General features: G+C 74.0%; 17 protein-coding genes. 5 read left to right on the top strand and 12 right to left on the bottom strand.

What is annotated here, in order from left to right:
• Positions 1-54: 54 nt before the first annotated feature.
• A complete protein-coding gene (locus tag ACZ6TB_RS40920; protein ID WP_465564642.1) occupies positions 55-660 on the top strand; it encodes a dihydrofolate reductase family protein in 606 nt (201 codons plus the stop codon).
• On the opposite strand, the gene ACZ6TB_RS40925 is transcribed toward ACZ6TB_RS40920, so the two are convergent.
• Positions 655-1,635 (bottom strand): MBL fold metallo-hydrolase, encoded by a 981-nt coding sequence (locus ACZ6TB_RS40925; protein ID WP_465564645.1) that lies wholly within the window; start codon positions 1,633-1,635, stop codon positions 655-657. The genes ACZ6TB_RS40920 and ACZ6TB_RS40925 overlap by 6 nt on opposite strands.
• 100 nt (positions 1,636-1,735) lie before the next feature.
• Here ACZ6TB_RS40925 and ACZ6TB_RS40930 point away from each other — a divergent pair, with 100 nt between their 5' ends.
• Positions 1,736-2,641: a hypothetical protein gene (locus ACZ6TB_RS40930; protein WP_465564648.1), complete on the top strand. Its 906-nt coding sequence runs from the start codon at positions 1,736-1,738 to the stop codon at positions 2,639-2,641.
• Positions 2,642-2,762: 121 nt separating this feature from the next.
• Here ACZ6TB_RS40930 and ACZ6TB_RS40935 read toward each other — a convergent pair whose 3' ends face one another.
• The 6 genes from ACZ6TB_RS40935 to ACZ6TB_RS40960 form a co-directional block, all read right to left on the bottom strand.
• On the bottom strand, positions 2,763-2,894 hold the full coding sequence (locus ACZ6TB_RS40935; protein WP_465564651.1) for a hypothetical protein: 132 nt from the start codon (positions 2,892-2,894) through the stop codon (positions 2,763-2,765).
• A gap of 396 nt (positions 2,895-3,290) precedes the next feature.
• Complete coding sequence (locus tag ACZ6TB_RS40940) at positions 3,291-4,145, bottom strand: pentapeptide repeat-containing protein (RefSeq protein ID WP_465564653.1); 855 nt, start codon at positions 4,143-4,145, stop codon at positions 3,291-3,293.
• A gap of 7 nt (positions 4,146-4,152) precedes the next feature.
• The gene (locus tag ACZ6TB_RS40945) at positions 4,153-6,789 is read right to left on the bottom strand and encodes an AAA family ATPase (RefSeq protein WP_465564656.1); all 2,637 of its coding nucleotides are present in this window, start codon (positions 6,787-6,789) and stop codon (positions 4,153-4,155) included.
• Positions 6,790-6,817: 28 nt separating this feature from the next.
• Positions 6,818-7,501 (bottom strand): alpha/beta fold hydrolase, encoded by a 684-nt coding sequence (locus tag ACZ6TB_RS40950; protein WP_465564658.1) that lies wholly within the window; start codon positions 7,499-7,501, stop codon positions 6,818-6,820.
• A 56-nt stretch (positions 7,502-7,557) separates the two neighbouring features.
• Positions 7,558-8,055 (bottom strand): hypothetical protein, encoded by a 498-nt coding sequence (locus ACZ6TB_RS40955; protein WP_465564661.1) that lies wholly within the window; start codon positions 8,053-8,055, stop codon positions 7,558-7,560.
• Between the two features lie 17 nt (positions 8,056-8,072).
• The gene (locus ACZ6TB_RS40960) at positions 8,073-10,220 is read right to left on the bottom strand and encodes a glycoside hydrolase family 3 protein (RefSeq protein ID WP_465564663.1); all 2,148 of its coding nucleotides are present in this window, start codon (positions 10,218-10,220) and stop codon (positions 8,073-8,075) included.
• A 76-nt stretch (positions 10,221-10,296) separates the two neighbouring features.
• On the opposite strand from ACZ6TB_RS40960, the gene ACZ6TB_RS40965 reads away from it, so the two are divergent.
• Genes ACZ6TB_RS40965 through ACZ6TB_RS40975 form a run of 3 tightly spaced genes read left to right on the top strand, consistent with a single transcriptional unit; the run spans position 10,297 to position 12,338 of the window.
• Complete coding sequence (locus tag ACZ6TB_RS40965; RefSeq protein ID WP_465564666.1) at positions 10,297-10,872, top strand: TetR/AcrR family transcriptional regulator; 576 nt, start codon at positions 10,297-10,299, stop codon at positions 10,870-10,872.
• The gene (locus tag ACZ6TB_RS40970) at positions 10,862-11,920 is read left to right on the top strand and encodes an NAD(P)/FAD-dependent oxidoreductase (protein ID WP_465564669.1); all 1,059 of its coding nucleotides are present in this window, start codon (positions 10,862-10,864) and stop codon (positions 11,918-11,920) included. Before ACZ6TB_RS40965 ends, ACZ6TB_RS40970 begins: the two co-directional genes overlap by 11 nt.
• 34 nt (positions 11,921-11,954) lie before the next feature.
• Positions 11,955-12,338, top strand: coding sequence for a DUF2203 domain-containing protein (locus ACZ6TB_RS40975; RefSeq protein ID WP_465564671.1), 384 nt, complete (start codon positions 11,955-11,957; stop codon positions 12,336-12,338).
• 16 nt (positions 12,339-12,354) lie between these two features.
• Here the strand turns inward: ACZ6TB_RS40975 and ACZ6TB_RS40980 are convergent, their stop codons facing one another.
• Genes ACZ6TB_RS40980 through ACZ6TB_RS41000 form a run of 5 tightly spaced genes read right to left on the bottom strand, consistent with a single transcriptional unit; the run spans position 12,355 to position 15,868 of the window.
• Complete coding sequence (locus tag ACZ6TB_RS40980; protein ID WP_465564674.1) at positions 12,355-12,828, bottom strand: nucleoside deaminase; 474 nt, start codon at positions 12,826-12,828, stop codon at positions 12,355-12,357.
• Positions 12,825-13,238, bottom strand: a complete 414-nt coding sequence (locus ACZ6TB_RS40985; protein WP_465564676.1) for an NUDIX domain-containing protein — start codon at positions 13,236-13,238, stop codon at positions 12,825-12,827. The genes ACZ6TB_RS40980 and ACZ6TB_RS40985 overlap by 4 nt, the downstream gene beginning before the upstream one ends.
• Before the next feature lie 8 nt (positions 13,239-13,246).
• Positions 13,247-13,990, bottom strand: a complete 744-nt coding sequence (locus tag ACZ6TB_RS40990) for an SDR family NAD(P)-dependent oxidoreductase (RefSeq protein WP_465564679.1) — start codon at positions 13,988-13,990, stop codon at positions 13,247-13,249.
• A gap of 4 nt (positions 13,991-13,994) precedes the next feature.
• The gene (locus tag ACZ6TB_RS40995; protein WP_465564681.1) at positions 13,995-15,017 is read right to left on the bottom strand and encodes a zinc-dependent alcohol dehydrogenase; all 1,023 of its coding nucleotides are present in this window, start codon (positions 15,015-15,017) and stop codon (positions 13,995-13,997) included.
• Positions 15,017-15,868: a fumarylacetoacetate hydrolase family protein gene (locus tag ACZ6TB_RS41000; RefSeq protein WP_465564791.1), complete on the bottom strand. Its 852-nt coding sequence runs from the start codon at positions 15,866-15,868 to the stop codon at positions 15,017-15,019. Before ACZ6TB_RS41000 ends, ACZ6TB_RS40995 begins: the two co-directional genes overlap by 1 nt.
• Between the last annotated feature and the right edge of the window lie 5 nt (positions 15,869-15,873).

Genomic DNA, 15,873 nt, shown 5'->3' on the forward strand with positions numbered 1-15,873 from the left:
GACACCCCCTATAGTGGTTGCAGAACGCTACCACTTTCTGGAAAGAAGGGGATGATGGGCCGCTTCGTCTACTGGATGAACGTGTCTCTCGACCTGCGGATCGAGCAGGTCCCGGGCGACAACGGCGCCGGCGAGTGGCTGCGCATCGACGAGGAGCTGCACCGCGAGTTCAACGCGCGGGCCCGCGGGCTCGCGTCGATGGTGCAGGGCCGGGTCGTCTACGAGCTGATGGAGGAGTACTGGCCACGCTCGCGCGACGACGCCTCGCTGCCGGACGTCCTGCGTGAGTACGGCGAGATCTGGACCACCATGCCCAAGGTGCTCGTCTCCCGCACTCGCCGCACCGCCGAGTACAACACCCGGGTCGTCGGCGGGGACGATGCGATCGAGCAGCTCGCCGCCCTTCGCGCCGGGACCGGCGGCGACATCGGGGTCGGCGGCGCGGCGCTCGCCACGCAGCTGCTCCGGGCCGGGCTGCTCGACGAGCTGCTGCTGTTCACCCACCCGTCGATCCTCGGCTTCGGCCGGCCGCTGTTCGACGACTACGACCGGCCGATCGACCTCGACCTGCTCGAGCAGAAATCGTTCAAGCAGGGCGTCACGATGCACCGGTACGCGATCCGGGGCGAGAAGGGCGAGAAGGGCGCGAGCGAGTCATAGCTCGAAGCGGCTGCCCACCGCGTTCGGGCGGAACGCCTCCGGCAACCCCGCCGCCAGGGCCTGCTGAGCGACCCACGACGTGCAGTGCGCCGGGACGAGGACACCCGGCGCCTCGGCCGCCAGGGCCTCGACGGTCTGCGCCACCAACGGCCCGCCGCGCAGGTGGAAACCGCCGAGCACGGCGTGCACCCGGTCCACCCCGGTGAGCCGTTTCGCGTACCGGACGATGTTGACGATGCCCGCGTGGCCGCACCCGGTCAGCACGACGAGACCTTTGTCCCGTACGTGCAGAACTATCGCTTGATCGTCATGGACCTCGCGGTCGGGCTCCCAGAGGCCGTCGCGCAGCGCCTGATGCTCGGATGGCATGCCCGTCTCGAACGGCGTGGTCCGGTCGACCTCGCCGGTGACCAGCAGGACCCCGTCGAGCAGGAACGACGGCTGCCGCTCCTCGACGATGTCGAAACCGGCGTCCTCGATCGCGATCCGGCTCGGCGTCGGCAGGTCGAGCGTGCGGTCCGGCGTGGACAGCCGCCGCTGCAGCCAGAAGTCCGGGTGCAGCAGGATCGGCAGATGGGTGGGCCCGAGCCGCTCGGCCAGCCCGTTCAGGCCCATGGTGTGATCCCAGTGCCCGTGGCTGAACACGATCGCCTCGAAGATGTCCGCCGGGATGCCGAGCCGGTCGAGGTTGCTGACCACCCCGTCCGGCGAGACCCCGGTGTCGAACAGCACCCGCCGCACGCTCCCGCCGGCGTGCGCCTCGACCATGGCCGAGAACCCGTGCTCGGCGCGGAGAAAATCGAAGGTCTGCTTCTCGTACGCGAGGGGAGCCGGCACCACCGGGAGCGGGCCCGCCGTGCCGTTGAACCCCCACCGGCGGACCAGGCCCTCGTCGGGCAGGAGCGCGTCCGCCGAGTTGTCCATCAGCGTCGTGATGTGCACGCCGTCGACCGGCGCCAGGCTGATCTGCTGCACGCCTGAAGAGCGTACGCTCCTCAGAATGCACCGAAGATCGTCGATCCATTGGCGCTTCCGATCCGTATCCAAGGTGAGAACCCTGGGCGGAGGTGCCGAGATGCCTGACCGACTCAACTCCCGGAGCGGGCCGGAGGTGCCGCCGGATGCCGCCGCGGCCCCGCCCGTGATCGACGAGCCCACCCAGAAGATGCACATCGTCTGGGCCCCGCCCACCCGGGTCGCCGCCCGGGCCGTGCTGATCTACGACCAGTCGCCCCGGAAACCGTGGCGCCTGTGGGCCTTCACCGCCTGCCTCGTGGCGCTCACCATCGGCGTCGTGCTCGGCCAGGCCGAGGCGTTCCAGCCGGTCTACCGTGGCTCGACCGCCCAGGCCGCCGTCGTGCCCTCCACGGCGCCGACCGTGGCCGCGCCGATTCCCGCCGGTCCGGTCACCGCGCCGCTCGGCACCGCCAAGGCCCTCGTCCTCGAGGTCAGCGGCGACGCGTCGGTCCTGCACATCGCCAGCGGCGACCTCGGCGCGCAGCTCTACTCCGTCGTCTCGACCGACCCCACCGTCGCCCCGCGCATCACCGACACCCCGCAGGGCCCGCGCCTCGAGCTCGACCGTGCCGGCGCCGAGATCCGCCTCTCGACCAAGGTCGCGTGGACCGTGCGCCTCACCGCCGGCGCCTCCGACCAGGACATCGACATGACCGCGGGCGGCCTCGCCGGCATCGAGCTGGCCGGCACCACGGCCCGCGCCGCGCTGCGTCTCCCGGCGCCCAAGGGCACCACGAAGGTGGCGGTGACCGGCGCGATCAGCGAGCTTCGGATGATCACCACCGCACCGGTGCGGCTCAAGCTCACCGGCGGCGCCGACGTCGCGGTCATCGGGACCAAGACCCACCGCAAGGTCAAGCCCGGCACCACGCTCACCCCGGCCGGGTGGAAGGCGGCCAAGCAGAGGTACGACGTGACGACCGCGACCGCCGTCGGATCGGTGTCGGTGCTCGCCAAGCCGTGAGCCGCCGCCCGCGTCTCGTGGGCGGCCTGCGCCGAGGAGGAGCGCGCCGGTTTCGGCTGCGCCACCTACGAGGTCCATCTTCGTCAACCCGGCGGCCCGGGCGGTCCCGGCCGCGGCATGGTCACCGTCGCCGCCAGTTCGTCGCGCCGACGTGCTCGCCCGCTTCGGCATCGTCGGCTTCGACCCGCGCGGCATCGGCGCGAGCGACCCGGTCGAGTGCTTCGCCACCGACGCCGAGGCCGATGCGCTCCACGCCCGGATGAAGATCGTCCCGATCGGCCGGACCGGCGTGTGGAGCACGATCCGGGCCAACCTCGAGTACACGAAGGGCTGCGTCGCCACGTCCTGTCCGCGTTCCTGCGCGAATGCGACAAGGCCGCCACGACGTGCGCGTTCGCCGGCAACGCCCGGGCCAAGTTCGACAAGGTCCGCGACCGGCTCCGGCAGGGCCCGGCCGAGGTGCCCGACCTGGGCGGCACGGTGACGGTCGACGACCTGACGAACTTCGTCACCGGCAGCATGTACAACGTCGCCGACTGGCCCGGCACCGCGGCCGCGGGGCGAGCTCGTGCGGTTTCGCGCGATCGCCGGCCGAGACCGAGGCGCCCGGCACTCCGAGGTGGAGGCGATGCGGGCCGCCCGGAACGGGTTAGGAGCGGCCCTCGGCTTCCCACTCGCGCCGGGCGGCGTGCAGGGTCGCGGCGGCGTAGTCGGCCAGGTCCTCGAGGTCGCGCTTGTCGATGGCCCAGCCGGCGGTCTCGCTCTTCTCCGGGCGGTGGAGCGTCTGCTCGGAGAGGAACCGCCGGAATTCGCGGCCGATCTCGTCCCGGCGGCTCACCGACAGGGCGTCGGCCCGGCGGGCGACGGCCCGGAACTCGCGGGGGATGACGATGAGCCGGTCGCGGTCCGGGAAGCGTACGGAAGCGAAGTCCATGCCGTGGAACGCCGACCACCGCAGGTCGTCGGAGGCGAAGACCACGTCGCGCAGCTCATCGCCGGGGCCGCCGAGGAACTGCACCTCGTGCAGCGGCCCGATGAACCGGCAGTCCCGGAAGGAGCAGCGGAGGAACTCGGCCTTGGTCATCGCCGGGAAGGTGCAGCCGGTGAAGGTGGTGCGCTCGGCGGTGAGGTGATTCGCCTTGGCGCCGGAGAGGTCGACGTCCGCCCACCGGCCGTCGACGACGAGCAGGTCGCGGAGCTTCGCACGCCGCATCGTGCAGCCGGTCACCGAGCCGCCCCGCAGCACCGCGCCCGAGAGGACGGCGCCGTCGAGGCGGCAACCGGACACCTCCGACTGCTCGAAGTGGGCGTCGAACAGCCACGCCCGGCTCAGGTCGAGGCCGGCGATCCGTTCCCCGGTGGTGACGAGGCCACCGCCGGGCAGCTCGCGCACGTCGAACCGGCCGTCGATGACCGGCAGCCCGAGGCCGTCGAGACCGCCCAGCCGACGCAGCACCTTCTTCGCCAGCGCGGCCCCCTCGGGGGTGACCCAGCGGCCGGCCATCGGGCGCCTACTCCGCCCGGAGGGCGTTCGCCAGCTGGACCCGCGAGCGCACCTCCAGCTTGGTGAACACGGCGCGCAGGTGGGTGCCCACCGTGTTGGCCGAGACGCCGAGGGCGGCCGCCGCCGAGCGGTTGCTGTGGCCGGCCGCGACCAGCTCGGCCACGCGGGACTCGGTCTCGGTGAGCGCGTCCCGGCCGTGCGCCGTGGCGGCCTTCCTGCGCCCTTTCAGCTCCGGGTGCCGCTCGCGCAGGGCCCGCGCGTAGCCGAGGGCGCCGAGCTCGTCGTAGAGCGCGCACGCCTCCCGGACCTCGCCGAGGTCGCTCAGGGCGTCGGCGAGCACCAGGCGGCGCGGCGAGCGGCGCAGCACGGCGACCGCCCGGCCCAGCAGCTCCGGATCGCCGGCCACGAAGCCGCGGACCTGGAGCGCGACCCCCTCCATCGTGGCCACTGCGGGGTTGCGCCGGGCGGCCTCCTCGGCGAGGTGCGCCGCGCGGCCGGCGGTCGCCTCGTCGCCGGCCCGGCGGGCGATGCCGGCGAACGTGCGCATCCACGGCGGCGACCACGCCCACCCGTGGCAGCCGTCGTCGGCGGTGGCCAGCAGCGGACCGGCGATGGCCAGCGCCCGCCGCGGGTCGCCCTCCTCGGCCGTCAGCCACGCCCGCATCAGGCTCAGGCGGGCGCCCCGCACGAGATCCCAGCGGCAGCCGGCCCGCTCGATCGGCGCCAGCTCGGCACGGGCGCGGGCGAGCTCACCCCGGTAGATGGCGAGCCCGCAGAGAATCATGCGGGCGTTCAGCGCGTACGCGTGGAGCTCCATCGCCTCGGCCTGGCGCAGCAGCGCCCGCGCGGTGATCTCGGCCGCCGCCAGCTCGCCCCGGTTGTGCTGCTGCCAGGCCCGCGCGAACAGGTACGACGGCAGCATCCGGTCCACGTTGTCGCCGGCCCGGCTCAGCAGCTCGGCGGCCTCGTCGTAGCGGTCGAGATGCTGGAGGACGCGGATCCGCTCGGCGGCGTGCGCGCCGGGCGAGACCCTTTCCAGCTGGTCGAGGTGGTCGAGCGCGGTCCGGAAGTCGCCGACGTTGCGCGCGGCCTCGGTGAGCCCGAGCAGCGCGGTGCGGCGGGCGAGGACGTCGCCGAGGCGGCCACCCTCGGCGAGCGCGTCGCCGGCGGCGACATAGGCGGACGGCGCCGATCCCGTACGCGTGGAAGCCAGCGCCCGCAGCGCCGCCAGCCGCACCCTTTCGACCGCCGGGACCCCGTCCCGGTCGAGCGCGACGCCGGCCCGCCGCTCGAGCTCCTCACCGGCGCCGGTCTCCCACAGCGCCCGCCCGGCGGCGACCTCGATGCGGGCCACGGTCGCGGGATCGGTGGCCCGTGCCCGCAGCCGGTCGGCCAGGTCGAGCGCGTCCTTGCCGCGCTGGGCGTCGACCAGCACCGCCAGGGCGCGCTCGCCGACCGCCATGGCCCGGGGGTGACCGGGGTCGAGCAGCGCGATCGCCGGCATCACCAGCGACGCCGCCTGCTCGGGAACGAGGGCGGCGGCCCGCAGCGCCACGTCGACCGCCTCGAGGTCGTCCGGCCCGGCGCCGGCCAGGAAATGGGGAGCGGCGGCGAGGGGGTTCGCGACCAGCTGGCGGCCGCGCGCCCGGTGCAGCCGGCGGCGGTCGGCCGGCGGGATGTGCGCGTACACGGCCTCGCGGATCAGGTCGTGCGGCATGGCCAGCTCGCCCGCCTCGACCGCGAGCAGCCCCTCGTCCCGGGCGTGCAGGGCGGACTCGACCACGAAGTCGTCGAGCAGGGCCGCCACGTCGCCGGCGGCCACCGCCCGGCCGCAGACCGCGACCGCCTCGACGACCGACGCGACCGGCGGCGGCAGCGCGGCCATCCGCCGCCGGACGCTCGTGATCAGTTCGAGGTGCAGGCCGTCCTCGGGCAGCCCGCGGGCGCGGCGGCGGGCGAGGCCGGCGAGCAGTTGCACGGCCCAGAACGGGTTGCCGCCGACCCCGCGGAGCAGCCATCGGGTGGTGGCGTCCGGGGTCGCGTCGAGCCGGTCGGCGGCCAGCGCCTCGATGTCGGCGGCGGCGATCGGCCCGAGGGTGAGGCGCCGCACCGGGGTCTCGGCGGCGGCGAGGATCTCGTCGAGCCGGTCGGACCCGGCGAGGCGGCTGGTCAGCAGCCAGACCACGGGCGAGCCGGCGAGCCGGGACGGCAGCAGGCGCAACGCGAAGCGGGTGAGCGGGTCGGCCCACTGCACGTCGTCGAGCGCGATCAGCACCGGCTGCCGGGCCGCCCGCTCGGCCAGCAGCTCGCCGATCCGGTCGACCAGCCACAGCTGCCGCTCGTGCAGCGGGGCGAGCCCGGCGAACGTGTCCGCGTCGAGCAGCGGGTGCGTGCCCGAGCGCAGCGCCGTCAGCAGCGGCGCGCCGGGCGCGATCTGGTCGATCTCCTCGGTCTTGCCGGCGCCGGCCGCGTACCCCTGCCGTCGCGCCTGCTCGGCCGCCTCCCGCAGCAGGGCCGTCTTGCCGATGCCCGGCTCGCCGCCGATCGCGACGACGACGCCGCGCCGGGTGCGGGCCGCCTCGCGCACGGCGCCGAGCACGGCCGTCATCTCGGTCGCGCGCCCGCGAAGCGTCACCCGTGTCATGTCCCGACCAGGGTAGGTCAGGGTCGCCTCAGGCGGCGGCCCCCGCCGCCGCGGCCCGGATCACGTCGAGCACGACGTCCGGGTGCGACAGCATCGGCACGTGGCTGCTCTGCACCTCGCGGATCGTGGCGCCCATCCGCTTGGCCGCCGAACGCTGGAGGTCGGGGTGCACGGTGTGGTCGTTGGCCGCGACGATGTACCAGCTCGGCTTCGACCGCCAGGCCACGCCCGGGACGTTGTGCCCGAACAGGTTCACGTCGCACGGCACCTGGGCCGCCCAGACGAGCTTCTTCTCCTCGTCGCTGAGGTCGCCGCAGAAGCTCTCCACGCCCTCGGGCAGCATCCAGATGCGGCCGTCGGCGGCCTCGATGTGGGCGAAGATGTCGGTGGCCGGGAACTGGTCCTGCTGGCTCTGCGACGTCTCGTCCTCGTCCGGCGCGAGCGCGGCGATGTAGACGAGGCCGGCCACCCGCGGATCGGTGCCGGCGGCGGTGATGAGCGCCCCGCCGTAGGAGTGGCCGACGAGGATCACCGGTCCCTCGACCCGGCCGAGGGTGCGCAGCACGGTGGCCACGTCGCCCTCGGGGGTGTCGAGCGCGTGCTGGGAGGCGATCACCTGGTGCCCCTCGGCCTGCAGCGCGGGGATCACCTTGGCGAAGCAGGAGCCGTCGGCCCAGATGCCGTGGGCGAAGACGATGCTGGGTTTGGTCATGCCCCGAGCCTCGCGGCCCGGCGGCGGCGTCGCCTCACCCATTCACGTGAGGAGGGTCAGTCGTCGCGGACGTGCTTCTCGCGTACGCGCGTGTCGATCTCGGCGATGGTGATCGCCTCGGCCCACCGTTCCGGCAGCTCGGCCGGCCCGTTCCGGGTCTTCTCGACCCGGTCGCCGACCCGCAGCGTCATCCGGATCGAGTCGGGCCGGCCGTCCCGGATCCGCCGCAGAACCTCGATGCGCCGCACGTCGCGAACCGGATAGGCGGCCGTGCTGCGGTCGACCCGGATCACCCGCAGCTCGTCGCCGGCCAGCCGCATCTCCACCACCGACCGCCGGTCGGCCAGGAACTCGCACAAGGCGACGGCCGCGGCGATCGGCACCAGCGCGCCGACGAGCAGCACGACCAGCGGGGAGCCGTTCCCGCCCCACGCGCAGGCCGCGATGACCGCCGGCAGCACGAAGACCGCCACCAGCGGCCCGCCACTGCGGCGCAGCGTGTGGTACGGGTCGTCGCTCTCCGAGTACCAGACCGGCGGTTCGTCGTCCGTCACGCCGCCATCGTCCATGATCAAGGCAACGGCGAGATGTCCGTCAGGGACAGCGTCGCGGTCAATGCGGCCGGATCGCCGGAGAACGTGGCGGCCTCGACCCCGGCCACGGCCTGGGCGGGCGTGAAGCCCTTGTCCGTCCAGCGCATCAGCGGGCGGGTCGAGCCGGTCACGGTCACCGTCGCCGCGCCGCCGGCGTCGAGCGTCACCGGGGCGAAGCCGAGCAGCACCCGGGCCGGGAAGTCGGGGGCGGCCGTCGTCCCGTACAGCTGAATGACCTGACGCCCGGCCCGGCCGCCGGTGTTGGTCACCCGGACCGTCGCCGTGAACGACTCGCCCTCGACCGGGGAGACGGCGAGATCCGAGAAGGCGAAGGTGGTGTACGAGAGACCGAAGCCCAGCGGGAAGGCCGGCGCGATGCCGTCGCGGTCGAGCAGGCGCTGTCCGTGCCAGCGGTCGTAGGTGACCCGCCGCGCGGTGCGGTCGAACGCCGGCAGGTGCGCCTCGGCGACCGGGATCGAGTACGGCAGCCGGCCGCTCGCGTCCACCCGCCCGAGCAGCACGTCGGCCAGCGCGTTTCCGCCCTCGACGCCGCTGTACCAGCCGAGCAGGACGGCGGGAACCGCCGCGCGCCACTCCTCGGTGATGACCGCGCCCGCCGTCACGATGACCACGACCGTCCGCGGGTTGACCGCCGCCACCGCCTTGATGATGGCGACGTCGGCCGGCCGCAGCCGCAACGAGGCCCGGTCGCCGCCGTCGGCGCTGCCCATGGTGGCCGCCGCCTGGGACAGGTCGAACCCCGAGGCGCCGGGCGGCACCGGCGGGAACAGGGCCTGCAACGCCGGATCGGCCATCGAGTCGGCCCCGAGATACTCACCCTCGTCGGCCGCCGTGTAACCGACCACCACGATGGCGGCGTCCGCGTCCCGCGCGCCTTCCGCGGCGGCTTGCGCGTCGTCGTCCGGCACATGCGTCAGCCGTACGCCGGGAAGCGCGCTCGTGAGACCGCCCAGTGCCGTGACGACTTCCGGGGACCGCACGTCGGACGAGCCATGGTCCCCGGTGTTGGCCACATCGGACAGTCGCCCGATCACGGCGACGTGCGCGAGGGAGGCCGGGTCCAGCGGCAGCACGCCGTCGTTCTTCAGCAGCACCATCGATGCCGAGGCCACCTCGCGGGCCAGCGCCCGGTGCTCGGCGCCGAACACGACGGCCGGCGAGGGCGCGTCCTCGCGGTCGGAGGCGTAGTGGGCCAGCTGGGTGCGCAGGATCCGCCGGGCCGCGCGGTCGACGTGCGCCCACGAGGTCTCGCCCGACTCGAGCGAGGCCGGCAGGTGCTCGCCGCGCTGCTGGCGGAACGGCTCCTCGACGTCGAGGCCGGCCCGCAGCGACCGCCCCGCGTCGCGCAGCCCGAAGATGAAGTCCGAGACGGTCACGCCCTCGAACCCCCACGACGAGCGCAGGATCCCCTCCATGAGGTGCTCGTTCTGCCCGGCCCACTCGCCGTTCACCGAGTTGTAGGCGGTCATCACGCCGTCCGCGCCCTCCTCGACGACCCGGCGGAAGTGCGGCAGGTACACCTCGTGCAGGGTGGCGTCGTCGGCCGTCACGTCGACCTGGAAGCGCGCGTTCTCCATGCTGTTGAGCGCGTAGTGCTTGACCACCGCCATGGCGTTGCGGCGCACCCCGCGGGTCAGGGCCGCGCCGAACTCCCCGAGCAGGATCGGGTCCTCGCCGTACGTCTCCTGCACGCGGCCCCACGCCGGATGGCGCGGAAGGTTGACGCAGACGCCGCCGAAGAAGTTCGCGCCCTGGGCGCGCATCTCCCGCCCGATGGCCAGGCCGACGCGCTCCTCGAGGGCGAGATCCCAGGTGGCGCCGCGGGCCATCGAGACCGGGAACGCGGTCGACTTGCCCATCACGACGCCGCGCGGGCCGTCGCTGAAGCGCAGGCCGGGAATGCCGAGCCGGTCGACGGCGCCCATCAGGATCGGCTTGAGGTTGTAGCCGGCCGCCATCTCGGCCATGCCGGGCCAGAAGTCGGCGTCGCCGTCCAGCAGCCAGAGCTTCTCGTCCGGTGTGAGCTGGGCGAGCAGGGCGTCCGTGGTTTCGGCGAGCCCCGCGCCGGCCCTGATCTGTGCTACGGCGTTCCGGAAGGCGTTCACGTCCACTTCCTTACTTACACTAGTGTAGGTAGTGCGAAGTCTAGGCTGGTGGATCCGCGGGAGGCAAGGAGGACCGGTGCCGGGGAAGCGCATTCGCCTGACGGCCGACGCCCGTCGCGCGCAGCTGGTCGACGAGGCCACGGCGCTGATCGCGCGGATCGGCTACCACCGCTTCTCGATCTCGGCGCTGGCCGAGGCGACCGGGCTGACGCGGGCCGGCGTGCTGCACCACGTCGGCTCGAAGGAGCAGCTGTTGATGGACGTGCTCGCGATGCGCGACGCGCGCGACGACGCGGCCATCTTCGAGGCGTCCTTCCCGTCGGCGCGCGACCTGCTCGACGCCGTGGTCCGGCGCAACCTGGCCCAGCCCGAGATCGTCCGCCTCTACACGGTGCTGGCGGCCGAGGCGCTCGACCCGGGGCATCCGGCCCACGCGTACTTCGCCGCCCGGCTGCGCACCGGCAGCTCCCGGCTCGGCGCGGTGCTGGGCAGCGACGAACTGGCGGTGGCGGTGTACTCGTTCATGGATGGCGTGCAGCTCGCCTGGCTGCGCGACCCGGCGGTCGACTTGTGGGCGCTGTGGAGCCGGTTCGCCGACGCGCTGCTGACGGATGTGGGGACGGATGTGGAGAGGGCGGGCCATGCACGCTGACGTCGCGGTGATCGGGGCCGGGATGGCCGGGGTGTCGGTGGCGTACGAGCTCGCCGCCGGCCGGTCGGTGGTCCTGCTCGAGCGGGAGAGCCGGCCCGCGTACCACACCACCGGCCGCTCGGCCGCGATGTTCCTCGAGAGCTACGGCAGCCCCGACGTGCGGCGGCTGACCGCCGGCAGCCGCGCGGTGCTCGAGGAGACGGGCGCGTTGCAGGCGCCGCGGCCGATGCTGTGGGTCGCGCCGCCGGAGCAGATGCCCAGGCTCGCGGCGATGGCCGCGGCCCAGCCGGCCCTGGCGCCGGTGACGGCCGCGGAGCACTGCTCCGCTCTGCGGCCGGGCTGGTGCGCCGGCGCGCTGCTGGAGACCGGGGCCCGCGAGATCGACGTGCTCGGCCTCCACCAGCACTACCTGGGTGGCGCCCGCCGCCGCGGCGCCGAGGTGCGGACGAACGCGGTGGTGTCGGCGGGCACGTTCGACGGCGATCGCTGGACGCTGTCGACGCCGGCCGGCCCGGTGACCGCGACCGTCGTGGTCAACGCGGCCGGGGCGTGGGCGGACGAGGTGGCGGCCGCGCTCGGGGTTCCGCCGGTGGGCCTGCGCCCGCTGCGCCGCACGGCGGCGGTGGCCCGCTGCGAGGGCGTCGACCGCGCGTGGCCGATCGTCGCGGACGTGGGCGAGACGTTCTACTTCCGGCCCGAGGGAGGGGGCGTCCTGGTTTCGCCGGCCGACGAGACGCCCAGCGAGCCGTGCGACGCCCGCCCCGACGACCTGGACGTGGCGCTGGCGGTCGAGCGGGTGAACGAGGCGACCACGCTGCGCCTGCGCTCGGTGCAGACGGCCTGGGCCGGGTTGCGGACGTTCGCACCCGACCGCGAGCCGGTGGTGGGCGCCGACCCGGCCGCGCCGAACCTGTTCTGGCTGGCCGGGCAGGGCGGTTTCGGCATCCAGGCGGCGCCGGCGCTGGGCGTTCTGGCGGCGGCGACGGTGACCGGCGATGCCGAACCGGCCGCCGCGGTGTCGGTAGCACGATTCCGCCGCGCCCCGTGAGTGGTGTGGTCCGGCCTGGTGCACACTGATGACCATGGGTTTGTTCACGCTGGCTCAGGCTCGGGACGAGCTCGATCGGCTGCGGCCGGTCCTCGAGGAGATCGTGGCGGTGCGGGCCGACATGGTGGAGTTGTCGGCGGCGCTCACGCCGGGCGGCGAGCCCACCCCGCTCGGCGGGCTTCCCGAGCGCAAGGCGGCCGAGGCGCGGCTCAACGAGCTGATGACCGAGGTGCAGGAGACCGGGGCCGAGCTCAAGGGGATCGCGCCGCTGCTGGTCGACTTCCCGGCCGATCTCGACGGCGTTCCGGTGCTGCTCTGCTGGCTCGAGGGCGAGACCGAGCTGGCCTGGTACCACCGGGCCGACCTCGGCTTCCCGGGCCGCCGGCCGCTGCCCCCGGGCGAGAATTTCGAGGATTGAGCGGAGACCGGCGGGGTCAGGACCAGAATCCCTCGTGTACGGCGAAAGCAGCCGGCAGATCGATCGGTCCCGCCACCTCGATCGGCCGGCCGCCCCGGGCGAAGACCTCGCGCGCGGGCAGGCGCAGCGGCGGGATGCCGTCCTCGTCGGCGACCATGCGCGCCAGATCGGCCTCGGAGAGGGCGAACACCATCCGGCCGATGCCCGACCAGTAGATCGCCCCGGCGCACATCGCGCACGGCTCGGTGCTGGTGTAGAGCGTGCTGGCGGCCAGGACGCCGCGTTCCAGCCCGCCGGCCAGGCGCACCAGGTTGGTCTCGGCGTGGCCGGTCGGGTCGGCGCCGGTCACCACCGTGTTGCGGGCCTCGAGGACGCCGCCGGGGCCGGCTAGCACGGCGCCGAACGGGTGGTTGCCGCCGTCGCGCGCCGCCCGGGCCAGGGCGACGGCCCGTTCCAGGTGCGCGCGGTCGGCGTCGGTGAGCTCGCTCATCCGATCATTATGGCCAGCAGGTCCTGGGCGCAGCGCCGGCTGTTCGGGAACATGTCCAGGCCGGTGAGCTCGTCGCGGCGGAACCAGGTGAGCGGCAGCTCGAAGGGTGCGACCTGGACGCGGTCGTCGACCACGGCCCGGAACCAGTGGTCGACGTGGCGGTGGTGCGGCGCGGCGACGTCGTACTCGGCGATCCGCACCGGGTCGGCGTCGAACCGCGGGCGCAGGCCGGCCTCCTCGGCGATCTCCCGCGCGGCCGCCTCCCGCGGGGTCTCGCCGGGCTCGACGTGGCCGCCGGGGGCCATCCAGCGGCGGTGCGTGGGGTGGTGGACGAGCCCGACCCGCCAGCCGTCCTCGAAGCGGGAGAGCAGGAAGACGGTGGCGGTGGCGTGCTTGGCGATCGCGCGCATCGGCGGGGCTACTTGCGCGGCCGCAGGCCCTGCATGCCGCCGTCGACGGCCAGCGAGGTCCCGGTCGTGGCCGATGCCAGCGGACCGGCCAGGTAGGCGATGGCGGCGGCCACCTCGTCGGCGCTGACCAGCCGGCCGGTGGGCTGCCGGGCCTCGAGCGCGGCCCGCTCGGCCGCCGGGTCGGCGGCCTTGGCCAGCAGGCGGCCGATCCACGGGGTGTCGGCGGTGCCCGGGTTCACGCAGTTGACCCGGATGCCCTCGCGCAGATGGTCGGTCGCCATGCCCAGGGTCAGCGACAGCACGGCGCCCTTGGTCGCCGAGTAGAGGGCGCGCTGCGGCAGGCCGGCGGTGGCGGCGATCGACGAGACGTTGACGACCGCGGCGTGCGCCGAGCGGCGCAGGTGGGGGAGGGCCGCGCGGGTGGTGCGGACCATGCCCTGGACGTTGACGTCGAAGACGTGCGCCCACTCGGCGTCGTCGTTGTCCTCGACCGAGCCCTGCGCCCCGATGCCGGCGTTGTTGACGACGATGTCGATGCCCCCGAGCGCCTCGGCCGCCGCGGCCACGGCGGCCCGGATCGAGGCGTCGTCGGTGACGTCGGCCTTGATGCCGTGCAGCGGCGACGGCACCGACGGGTTGAGGTCGAGGCAGGCCACGGCGGCGCCACGGGCGGACAGCAGGGTGGCGGTGGCGAGGCCGATGCCGGAGGCGCCCCCGGTGACGATCGCGTTGAGGCCGGCGAATTCGGACATGTTCTCAGCCCTCCGAGGTGACTAGCCGTGGATCCACGTGAACTTTGGGGCCGGACCCGGGTGGGCGCCGGCCGCCGAGAACGTCGACGATCTCGTCGAGGCTGACCGTCGCGGCGACCAGGTCGCGCGGGTCGACGCTGCCATCGGCGTACGCGCTGATCGCTCCGGGAAGGCCCGCCGACGCGCCCAGGATGCCCACCGCGGTGACGTCCTTGAGCACCAGCTCGCGGGTGTCGACGCGGCTCGGCTCGTGCGCGAGTCCGATGTAGACGATGCGGCGGCCGGGCTCGACGAGCTCCAGCGCCAGGGCCGGGATGTCCTGCCCGGTGGAGGCGTCCACGACGCCGTCCCAGGCGAGCGACGGCAGCGACTCCCGGGTCCAGACGTCGGGGAAGCCGAGCGACCGGGGCAGGGTGACGAAATCCGCCTTCTCGGCCATCAGGTGGACCGCGATGCCGCGGGCACGGGCGAACATCGCCACCAGCAGCCCGATCGTGCCGGTTCCCAAAATGAGAAGCCGCTCGCCCGCGGCGAGGGAAGCGGCGTCAACGCACCGCAGCGCGTTGCCGCCGGGCTCGACCAGGGCGCCGAGCGTGGCGTCGACCGCGTCGGGCAGCGCGTGCAGGTACGCGGCCGGGAAGGCCAGCTGAGCCGCCAGCGCGCCCGGCATCCCGCCGCGGATGCCGAGCTCGGACCGGAACTCGCAGACGTGATGCCGGCCCGCCAGACAGCGCCGGCACTTCCCGCAGCCGATCATCGTGTCGCCGGTGACGCGCCGCCCGAGCCAGGCCGGATCGACCCCGGCGCCGAGCGCGGTCACCACCCCGCACCACTCGTGACCGGGCCGCAGCGGGTAGGCCGAGACGCCTGTCCGGAAATAGCTCATGTCCCCGCCGAGCAGCTCCAGGTCGGTGCCGCAGACGCCGACCCGCTCGACGTCGATGAGCACCTGTCCGGCCTCGGCGACCGGCGCCGGCACGTCGAGCACCTCGGCCCGGCCCGGCCCGGTGAAGACGAGCGCCCGCATCAGCGCGGTCCCGCGACCTTCTGCCGGCCGCGGCCGAGCCGGTCGATGCCGAGCTCGATGACGTCGCCGGCCCGCAGCCAGATCGGCGGCTTGAAGCCCATGCCGACGCCGGGCGGGGTGCCCGTGTTGATCAGGTCGCCGGGCTCGAGGACCATGAACTGGCTCAGGTGGTGGACGATGAAGTACGGGTCGAAGACCATCGTGCGGGTGTTGCCGGTCTGCCGCCGCACGCCGTTCACGTCCAGCCACATGTCCAGGTCGAGCACGTCCGGGATCTCGTCGGGGGTGGCCAGCCAGGGCCCGGCCGGGTTGAACGTCTCGGCCGACTTGCCCTTGCTCCACTGGCCGCCGCGCTCCATCTGGAACGCCCGCTCGCTGACGTCGTTGACCAGGACGTATCCGGCGATGGCCGCGCGGGCGTCCTCGGCACTGTCCAGGTAGGACGTCCGGCTGCCGATGACGATGCCCAGCTCCACCTCCCAGTCGGTCTTCTCCGAGCCACGCGGGATGCGGACGTCGTCGTTGGGCCCGACCAGCGTGTTGGGCGACTTGGTGAACAGGATCGGCTCGTCCGGCACCGCCTGCCCGGTCTCGGCCGCGTGGTCGCGGTAGTTGAGGCCGATGCACAGGATCTGGTGCGGCCGGGCGATGGGCGCGCCGATCCGCTGGCTGCCGAACGGCTCGACCTCGCCGGCCGCGAGCCGCTCGGCGACCGGCTCGGCCAGCCGGCGGATCCCGTCGTTGCCGAAGAACGCCTCGTCGAAGTCGGTCACGAGGTCGGACACGTCGACGTAGGTGGCGTCGTCGACGCGGACGACCGGCTTTTCGGCGCCGGGGGCGCCGACACGCATGAGAT

The sequence above is a fragment of the Actinoplanes sp. NPDC051537 genome, from assembly GCF_055586105.1.